Source organism: Alteromonas sp. 14N.309.X.WAT.G.H12 (assembly GCF_036697315.1).
Lineage (GTDB): Bacteria > Pseudomonadota > Gammaproteobacteria > Enterobacterales > Alteromonadaceae > Alteromonas.
Window position 1 is genome coordinate 1 of the sequence record NZ_JBAHZB010000117.1, and the last position, 10,363, is coordinate 10,363.

Consider the following 10,363-nt stretch of genomic DNA (forward strand, 5'->3'; position numbering starts at 1 on the left):
ACGTGCATACCGCGGTTTATATAAACAGTATGAAGAACGTTAAACGTGCAAGTTTGCAAAACCTACTGGATATTTTTTCCTAAGCGGGGGGCATTAACTTCCGTCTTGTTGCTGTGATGGGGGGCCACAAGCTATCCAATGATAAATCCTTGCTTTGCTCTTGTTGATGGGGGAATTGACCCAATATACAGCAATATGGATACAAGAAAGCGCCAGTCATTTGGGTAGCAAAGAGTGATTTAAAGGGGTTGTATTTTTTCTGGCGCAACGGTATTGCCGACCCTGATACTTTTTATGCTCCCGAGGTTGATGAAACCTTAAGGATAATTATGTCTTCTTTACCACCGCTACTAGATGTTAGTGCCGAACAACGTTTACAAGCCACCATCTCCTCAATGGTTGATATGAAAGAGGTATGGATCCTCAAAGATGATGACGGGTGTGTCATGTTAACCTCTGACGACGAAGATGGTGTGCCAATATGGCCAGATGAAGAACTGGCTAAATTGTGGGCCACTGATGAGTGGTCTCATTGCCAAGTCATGTGTATTTCGCTGGATGATTGGCTGTCAAAATGGACGCCGGGGCTAATGAAAGATGATCTTATGGTGATGGTGTGCCCCGTTCCCGCAGAGGAAGGCGAAGTGATCATGCCTGAATATCTTGCAGAGCGGATCCTTGCATTGAAGGGATGATCTGTTTATTCATTGAACGCGTTCTAATTATAGTTATTCACCATGAGTGAGGTTATTTATGTTAACGCAGCAACCAACAATGGAAGATTTATTCACCCAACTGGGTATGAATAATTCACCTGAAGCCATTTTTGAGTTTATTGAAAAACATCGTGGTATGAACAGTTTCCGGCATATCGAAGAGGCGCCCTTTTGGAATGATTCCCAAGCGACGTTTTTGCGTACGGCAATATTAGAAGATGCTGAGTGGGTCGAGATCATCGATCAACTCAATACCCAACTCCATGGTGGTAACCAAACCGAATAAAACAGCACCTAGCCACTATTTGTGCTTAAACTACCTGCCTCTCAGGCAAGTGTGGTTTTTTTTTGCTGTTTTATGGCATCGTTTGTCATAGTTTCTAACAAATTTTATATCCTTACCTTTGAAGGCTTTGTGCTACATTTTAACGTCTTGTGGGTGATAACCTGCAATCTAACGATGTAGGGCAACCAAGGCTGACTCTTTGAACACTAGGCCTTGGGATAAAACAAAAAGGATAACAAATGAATCGACGCATTCTAATTGGGGCTTCGGCAGCACTACTTAGCTACAGTGGTATGGCACTGGCAAAAGAAGGGATGTTCACACCAGAACAACTCCCCGCAATAGCCAAAGATTTAAATGCCACAGGGTTAGAGATTTCAACGGAAAAACTTAGCGATTTAACCGGTTTCCCCATGGGGGCCATTGTTTCCCTTGGCGGCTGCTCCGCGTCTTTCGTGTCTGAATCTGGACTAGCGGTTACCAACCACCACTGCGCACGAGGTTCGGTGCAATTTAACAGTACCCCTGAGCACAACTACCTTCGCGATGGCTTTTTAGCCAAATCACCTAGCGAAGAATTACCGGCGGCACCGGGAACCCGTATGTACGTTACCGTTGATTTTGCCGACGTAACAGAACAAGTTATTGGCGATATTGACGATGATGTACAAGGCCGGGAACGTTATGATGCCATTGAGCAAAATCGTAAAGCCTTGATTGCAGAATGTGAGTCTGAGCCTGGCTACCGTTGTTCAGTTCCTGCGTTTTTTCAGGGGCTGGAATATAAACTTATCAAACAAATGGAAATTCGGGATGTTAGGCTTGCTTATGCCCCGGCCGATTCCATTGGCAAATACGGTGGCGATATTGATAACTGGATGTGGCCACGGCATACCGGCGATTTTTCTTTTTACCGCGCCTATGTAGGTAAATACGGTAAAACGGCGGATTTTAGCCAAGACAATGTCCCCTACAAACCCGAGCATTTCCTATCGGTGTCCGCTGCGGGCCTTAAAGATGGTGATTTCGTGATGGCAGCCGGCTATCCAGGTTCCACGAATCGTTATGCCCGTTTAGCGCAGGTTAGTTATACCTTTGACTGGCTATATCCAACCTACGTAGAACTCGTGGACAAATGGATTAAAACCATAAACGAGGCTTCTGAACCCGGCAGTGACGAAAGGATCAAGTATGAATCCTTACTGGCGAGTTTGAATAATTTTCATAAAAATACCCTCGGGCAATTGTCGGGCGCTAAACGGGTGAATCTGATTGAACGTCGTGCCGAGCGAGAGGCCGCCCTCAATCAATGGTTGCAGGAAAACGACAAGCAGGCGCTGATCAACAACCTGAATGCCCTCGATGATGTGACTGAACAGTCCATATTAATGAACAAGAAAAATTTCTGGTATCGGAATTTGTCCCGGGCGCAATTGTTTGCCACTGCGCAAAACCTTTATCGAAATGCCATCGAACGAGAAAAACCCGACGCTGAACGAGAGCCTGGCTATCAGCAGCGGGATCAATCGCGGCTGAAAGAAAGCCTTGAACGTATCGATCGACGCTTTGATGCAAACGTGGATAAAGCCGTTTGGGCGACCATGATCGCCATGTATATGGAACAACCAGAAAAGGCGCGTGTCAACGTATTCGATGATATGTTGGGATTATCCAACGGGTTTGACAAAAAGGCGCTGGCGCAAACCCTTGATGATTTTTACACCGATACCCAGTTAGATGATACGGATTCTCGTCTAGCATGGCTTACGGCGGATAAACAGGCTTTTGAGGACAGTGACGACCCCTTCATCCGTTTAGCTGTGGCACTATACGATACATCCATGGCGATTGAAGATGAAAGTAAACGACTGGCTGGACAGGCGGCAGCTTTAAAACCTCAGTACATGAGTGCTATTATTGATTGGCAAAAATCGCAAGGTAGCCTTGCTTATCCTGATGCCAACAGTACGTTACGTGTGACCTATGGCAATGTGATGGGCGGGTCGCCTAAAGATGGTCTGATTTATGAACCTTTCACTCGGTTGGAAGGGATTGTTGAAAAAGACACCGGAGAATCACCGTTTGATGCGCCGAAAAAGCAATTATCGCTCATTGAAGAGAAAAAATACGGTCCGTATGTGTTAGTCAGTATTGGCAGTGTTCCTGTGAATTTCCTTACCGATTTAGATTCAACTGGCGGTAATTCTGGCTCTGCCACATTAAACAGTAAAGCGGAATTGGTGGGGTTATTGTTTGACGGAACCTTTGAAAGCGTTAATTCAGATTGGGATTTTGACAAGAAAACCACCCGAACTATTCATGTTGATACCCGTTATATGCTGTGGGTGATGAAATATGTAGATGGTGCCACTAATCTAATTGATGAGATGACAATCGTTAACTAGTCAGTCTGAAAAATGAGCAGTCTGGGCTATCTAGGCTGCTTTTCCTTGTCTTTATCCTCATATCTGTTTATCTAAATAGAACGCTCGGTCAGCGCTGTCTTGTTAGGCTTTCGACTAACGGTATTCCATCGTTTTTTTACCTTAATGCCCAAGGCATTGATAAATTTAAATTACAGGAGCATGTTATTAGTAATTTGTCCCCCGGCAAGAATGATTTATGGTTTTTGCCACTTGGCGGTACAGGGGAAATAGGCATGAACCTTAACCTCTACGGTCATGATGGTCAGTGGTTAATGGTGGATTGTGGAGTGTCATTCAATGCGCCGTTAGACCCCGTTGCAAGTGAAACCGCTGATGGGGAAGGGCAAAAAGATAACCTTTACAATGTTGTGGCCCCCGATCCGGATTTTATCGTTAAACAGCGGGATGCCTTGGCCGGTCTTGTGCTTACCCATGCCCATGAGGATCACCTAGGCGCGGTGCCATATCTTTGGCCGCGACTGCGTTGTCCTGTGTATGCCACACCCTTTACGGCAGAAGTCTTGCGACGAAAATTGGCGCAAGTGGGACTGGATGGCAAGGTTCCTTTGATTGAAGTCAATGCTGATGTGCTATTGCAGTTAGGGCCATTCACTGTGCGTTGGTTAGCCATTACCCATTCCATTCCCGATCCTTTCGCATTGCATATCAGCACACCGGCAGGAAATGTGCTGCATACGGCAGATTGGAAAATCGATGCGCAACCTGTTACCGGAAAGCCATTTCAACACAAATTGTATCAATCGCTAGGGGAAACGCCGATATTGGGCATGGTCGGGGATTCTACCAATGCCCTAAAACCCGGTATGTCAGTGTCGGAAAGAAGCTGCTTTGATGGTCTATTTGCCACCATTCAACCTTTAACCGGTCGCGTGGTAGTGAGCTGTTTTGCCAGTAATATTGCCCGTCTTATCAGCCTTGCTCGGGTGGCAAAAAAAACGAACCGATATATGGCATTAGTGGGGCGTTCGCTGACCAATATGTACAGCATTGCCAAATCACAAGGGGTTTGGCCCGAGGATCTCGTATTGGCCGATGTGAATCATATGGGCTATTTGCCACCCCATGAGGTGTTGCTTGTGGCCACGGGCAGTCAAGGAGAGCCACGGGCGGCGCTATCTCGGTTAGCCTTAGACAATCACCCCCAATTGGAATTGTCTGCTGGCGATCACGTGGTCTTTTCCAGTATTGTCATTCCTGGTAATGAAGACGCGGTAAATCGCTTGCTTCAACGTTTAAAAGGGAAAGGTGTTCATACCCTGTTAAGTGAAGACAGTGCGCTGCCCATTCATGCCAGTGGTCATCCATGTGCTGAAGAGTTAAAGCTGATGTATCACTGGGTTAAGCCAGAAATCGCGATCCCAGTGCATGGCGAAAATGCCCATATTAAAGCCCATTGCACCATTGCTAAAAACAGCGGCGTGCGAAAAACCTATGCGGGGAATAATGGGGATTTGTATCGCTTGTCTCCCCAAGCGGGGATCCGGCGACAATGGGTTAAAGCCGGACGTATACCCATTCAAAAATAATATTGCCGGTGACAATGTGTGAATAATCGGTGATTAGTTAACGGATTGTGCTATTGTTTCAAGCGTATTAGCCTAATTTTGATACAGAGTCTGTGATACGCCTGATAAAATATTTAATAATGATAGCACACTTGGTTTCACTGCCACTTACACGTATTTTTTTATACATAGGGCTGCTTGGTTCAGTTTTTTTTCACGGGGCTTATGCAGCGCCTCGCGTTGAAGATCCTGCGTTTCTGCAATTAGGCGCTGAAACGGGTCTGGCAGAAGAGAATGTTCGCGATATTGTCAGAGACAGAGATGGTTTTATTTGGGTAGCGACGGAAGGCGGGTTGAGTCGTTTTGACGGATACCGCTTTATTACAGTGCCCGGCCCTGACGATCTGTTTGTTAACAATAGCATTACCAATTTGTTTGTAGACAGTCAAAATAGGCTGTGGATTTCTACTTACAACGAAGGCGTTTTTTTTTACGATCTGGACAAAAATACCTATTCCCATATTGCCCGCATTCAATATCAGGATCAGCCAGAGTGGATCCAGTCCGCTGATGCCTTTGAAGAACTCCCCAATGGCGACGTGATTGTTGCACTCGAACAGGTCATTCTTCGGGTTGATCCCACCAGCGGCAATCATTCCATTTTATATCGATTGAACGATAACGATATCGCAGAAAGTCACATTATCCGTGATATCTTGGTGGTTAGAGAGCACCTTATCGTCGCCACATCCCGAGGCGTTGATATTCAGTCTCTTTCCCGCCCCGATGAACCGAGCACGGCCTTGCAATACCTAGCCAAAGGCACGGATAACCTGCTTAATACCAATGCAAAGGTGCTATTTTCACCGGATCCCAATACCTTACTTATTGGCACTGTAGGCGGCCTTTACTCTGTATCTTTGGAGGTCGCGATGTCACCGGCCTCTACCTCTAACCAGAGTGCTGCAAAGGTGATCTTGCCCAATCGCAATATCTGGGTATTGCGGGAAGGGGAAGAGGATCACTATTGGTTAGGCACAGACAAAGGACTTTTCAAACTAAGTCGATTTAATCAGCGCTGGCAATATGAACATGTGTTGTATCCAACGACCGGTATTGTTGAGCTTGCTGACAAAACCATTCGTACTTTGTTGCCAGACGAGCAAGGTAATCTTTGGCTGGGTAGTGTTTATGGCGGATTACTTTTTTGGTATGCCCAATCATTAGGTATTGAAACGGTGCAAAATACCATTCGCACAGAAAACCGACTGTTAACGGATAACACGGTGTGGTCTTTTTATCAGGAAGATGCCGACACCTTGTGGATAGGTACGGAAAACGGTCTCACTAAATATCATCTTGGGGATGGCACCAGTTCGCTATATTTATACATGCAGAATATGGCGGAACGGGACAAAATTATTTCCATACAAGCCATCTATCCGGCTGATGACGAACACCTTATTTTGGAAACCTATCAGGGCTTGCGTCTTTATAACAAAGATGCCGGTATACTTATGCCTCTTCCGGCCGCAGATGAATTCAGTTTGGAAGTCTTTTCCGATTGGAATTTTGGTAGTGCCGCAGATGAACAAGGAAGGATCTATTTTCTTGCTGACGATTTTTATCGCTACGATTATAAATCAGCTAAAGTGGAGCAGATCCCATTGGAATCATTAGGGTATAACGCCCAGTTTGCTGATGGTTTTATCGGTTCATCCCCCCACTATCCGGGAAAAATTTTTCTCTCTTTGAGAAATGCGTTGGTGATGATTGATACTGCGTCCTTCGATGTTGAGACGGTGTTTAAATTTTCCGCCCAACAACGGGGTTTTCAGCAATCGGTCTCTTCGCTGGTTGTGGATGATGCCAATACTCTCTGGCTGGGCTTTCCAAGTTATGGACTCATGGGCGTTGACGCCGATACCTTTGCACCCAAAATTCACTTTATGTCAAACACACGCCTTGAATCCGATATTGTCTATAGCTTAATTGCTGATGAAAGCGGTAAGTTGTGGTTTAGTTCTCACGGGCATTTTTCCTTGTTCGACCCGGTAGCAGACACAACGCGCACATTCCGTTCCGGTGAAGATCTACGGGTTTCTGAATTCAATGACGGGGCCGTATATCGTTTGCAAGACGGACGCATAGTTTTTGGCGCCACATCCGGTTTTATTATCTTTGATCCTGCCTACCTTACGGCCCAAGCCTTGAAAAGGGCGCAAAACGTGAAAAAAATGGCCATTAGCAACGTCTCGCTAGAGTCTCGGGATCTTATGTTGCCCATGCGCAACCTCAGTGGAGAACATATTAATTTTCATGCCGATGACTATGGACTTACTATTCAGTTTTCTGCCTTGTCTCCCAACTACGGTAAAAATACCGTTTTTCGCTACAAGCTTGTTCATGAAGACTCAGTGGTGAGTGAGTCGTTAGCTAAAAGAGGCAGTGTTACTTTTGCCTTTCTTGCGCCGGGCAAGTATCACTTTGAAGTGGCGCCATTGAAACAGGTGAACGATGTGGTTTTGTTGCCTGCTATGTTGTCATTCACCATTCCGTACCCGCCGTTACGCTCGCCATTGGCCTATGGTCTTTATACGTTGTTAGTCATCGGGCTTATTGGGATGTATTTCTATCATCGTCAGCGCCAGCTTTCTCGATTACAACAGGCGCAGCAGGATGTGCGTTTATTTGGTGATGCCTTTCAGCATACCCGTGACTGGGTCATGATCTTTAACAGTGCGCTTTCGCCTGTGGCTGTCAACCCTGCTTGTTGCCAGGTTTTTGGTTTAGAAAGTGATAAGCGTATCGATCGTCAACGACAACGATTATTTGATAATTCACCGAAACTGGGTAAACGTTTAAAGGATAAGCTAGGTACCCTCACCGCCGGTGGCTTTTGGAAAAGCGAAGAACGCCTGGTGGGCGCAGACGGTAAACATTATGATGTCCTTGTGGAGTTATCGGCATCAGAAGCGTTAAACGATGAGCAAAAGCCTGAACACTACCTGCTTGTTATGTCAGATATTTCTGAGCAAAAACACGCAGAACGCAAATTAATTAAAATTGCGAATTTTGATAGCCTCACAGGTTTGGTAAATCGCACCTTGTTGTTAGAGCGTCTGGAGCTTGCTATTGCCCACAGTGATAGTCGGGTGGCGGTGTTGTTTGTGGATCTCGACCGCTTTAAAGGTATTAACGATTCTCTCGGGCATGATTATGGTGATCAATTGTTGCGCATTGTAGCCAACCGTATGCTTAACCTGGCAAGTAAAACCGATACGGTGGCGCGTTTAGGGGGCGATGAATTTGTCATTGTGCTGGAAAAAATAACAAACAAACGTGATGTGAGACAGTTTGTTGATGCATTGATCAAAGCGGTTGAAACGCCTATTTCCTTAGGTACTGAAATTGTACGGGTTTCTGCGAGTGTGGGGGTGAGTTTTTACCCCGATGATGCCAAAGCGCCTTCCGAATTGCTTAAACAAGCTGATGTGGCCATGTACACAGCGAAAAAAGATACGGTTTATGGGTTTAGTTATTATACCGAGGAAATGGATAACAAGGTACGTCAGCGTTTGCTGCTGGAAAATCGGGTAAAACGAGCCTATCAGGAAAATAGCTTTTTCAATCACTACCAGCCCATCGTGAATGTGATGACAGGCCAAACCGTGGGCTTAGAATTATTATTACGTTGTCATTTATCTTCGCCTCCACTTTATCCTTCAGAGTTTATTCCGGTGCTTGAGGAGCTGCGCTATATCATTGATGTAACACGGCATTCGATGAAGCGTGCCATTCAAGATTTAAAAGGCTGGTATAGCGGTGGCTTTCGCGGTTATGTGGCAGTAAATCTTTCTGCCTTACATTTTAAAATGGAATTTGATATCGAGGGGGTTATTAGCATGCTCGATGAGGCCGGTTTACCGCGTAGCGCTATTCGATTTGAATTAACCGAAAGCGTGCTCATGGATGATACGGGAAGTGCTTTAAGACAAATAAACCGGTTTTTAGAAGCCGGCTTTATGCTGGCTCTTGATGATTTCGGCACCGGCTACTCATCATTAAGTTATTTAAAGATATTTCCCCTTAACATTATTAAAATAGATAAAAGCTTTGTGGATGATATTACGCCGGATCATGGCAATGATGCGTTGGTGATGACAACAATTAACCTGGCCGCTAATTTGGATATGGGCTGTATTGCCGAAGGTGTGGAAACCGAAAGTCAGTCTCTCTATTTGCGAGAAAAAGGCTGTTATCTCCATCAGGGCTATTTGTACTCTCAACCCGTACCAGCACACCAGGTATCCGCTTTGTTAACGAAAACCTGGTTGATTGAAAGTGCTGAGGATTAACCGCTAGCCCTTAATTTGCATAGGTACAGGCAATGTCCGTATACGTACGCCGGTGGCGGCAAACAGGGCATTGGTAAAGGCAGGGATAAATGGCGGAGTAGGGGGTTCACCCACACCGGCGGCTGGCGCGTCGCTATCGACAATGTCCACGGTGATTTGTTTAGGTGCATGCTGAATACGGGCCACTTGGTAATTGTGGAAGTTAGATTGGGTAATGGCGCCGTCTTGGGCTGAAATTTGCCCTAACGCGCAACTTAATCCATAGATGGAGCCGCCCTCACATTGTGCTTTTACATGCTCAGTGTTAACTACGGTGCCAGCATCAATACTGACATAGGTGGCGGGGATGCGCCAACTACCGTCTTCATCGACTTCCACTTCAACAACGGTGGCCACATAGCTTAAAAACGAACGATGGGCCGCCAACCCTAAAAAGCGGTTTTGCTTTTTGCGCTCATCCCAGTTTGCCAGTTTACATACCCGTTTAATAACATTAATTAACCGGCTTGTATCTACTGGGAATTTTTCTAACGGATCGCCGTAGTTATCATATTCAGCGCCTTCTGCACTAAGATTGATGATGCGTCCAGGACCAATCAAAGACAACAAATAATCTTTGCTGTCCTGTTGGGCTTTATGGGCCAGTTCATCGGCAAAACTGTGCATGGCAAAGGCGTGAAAAATATTGCAAACACTTCTCAACCAGCCAATTCTGACGTGATTAACCGCTTCACCTTTTTCCAATTGCATATTTTCAATGGCAAATGGATTGTCGGTAAAGCCTAAGCGCAGTTCCCCGGCACTTGGTGTGGTTACGCCTTTGGCAAAGGTGGATGAAATAGAAGGGAAGGCGGTGCAATGTTGCCATGCAATGGTTTTTCCCTTGCTGTCTTGCACCGCTTTGATGTGCTGGGCATTCACGCTGTGGTAATAGCTATGCTGAATATCGTCTTCACGACGCCATATGAGTTTTACCGGTTGTTTAACCTGCTGCGCCAGTAAGGCTGCTTCATTGGAATAATCCGGTTTGGATTTGCGACCAAACCCTCCG

At 45.8% G+C, this 10,363-nt stretch carries 6 protein-coding genes; 5 read left to right on the top strand and 1 reads right to left on the bottom strand.

Annotated features, from left to right (window positions below; all coding sequences use genetic code 11):
* Window positions 1-329: 329 nt before the first annotated feature.
* The 5 genes from V5298_RS17960 (at window position 330) to V5298_RS17980 (ending at window position 9,312) form a co-directional block, all read left to right on the top strand.
* Window positions 330-695: a DUF2750 domain-containing protein gene (locus V5298_RS17960; RefSeq protein ID WP_332932808.1), complete on the top strand. Its 366-nt coding sequence runs from the start codon at window positions 330-332 to the stop codon at window positions 693-695.
* Between the two features lie 58 nt (window positions 696-753).
* Window positions 754-1,002, top strand: a complete 249-nt coding sequence (locus tag V5298_RS17965; RefSeq protein ID WP_332932809.1) for a DUF2789 family protein — start codon at window positions 754-756, stop codon at window positions 1,000-1,002.
* Window positions 1,003-1,241: 239 nt separating this feature from the next.
* Complete coding sequence (locus V5298_RS17970) at window positions 1,242-3,407, top strand: S46 family peptidase (protein WP_332932810.1); 2,166 nt, start codon at window positions 1,242-1,244, stop codon at window positions 3,405-3,407.
* A 254-nt stretch (window positions 3,408-3,661) separates the two neighbouring features.
* Window positions 3,662-4,975 (top strand): ribonuclease J, encoded by a 1,314-nt coding sequence (locus V5298_RS17975; protein ID WP_332932811.1) that lies wholly within the window; start codon window positions 3,662-3,664, stop codon window positions 4,973-4,975.
* A 119-nt stretch (window positions 4,976-5,094) separates the two neighbouring features.
* Window positions 5,095-9,312, top strand: a complete 4,218-nt coding sequence (locus tag V5298_RS17980; RefSeq protein ID WP_332932812.1) for an EAL domain-containing protein — start codon at window positions 5,095-5,097, stop codon at window positions 9,310-9,312.
* A 3-nt stretch (window positions 9,313-9,315) separates the two neighbouring features.
* Here V5298_RS17980 and V5298_RS17985 read toward each other — a convergent pair.
* Window positions 9,316-10,363: molybdopterin cofactor-binding domain-containing protein (locus tag V5298_RS17985; RefSeq protein ID WP_332932813.1), on the bottom strand; the 1,048-nt coding region annotated here is incomplete at its 5' end.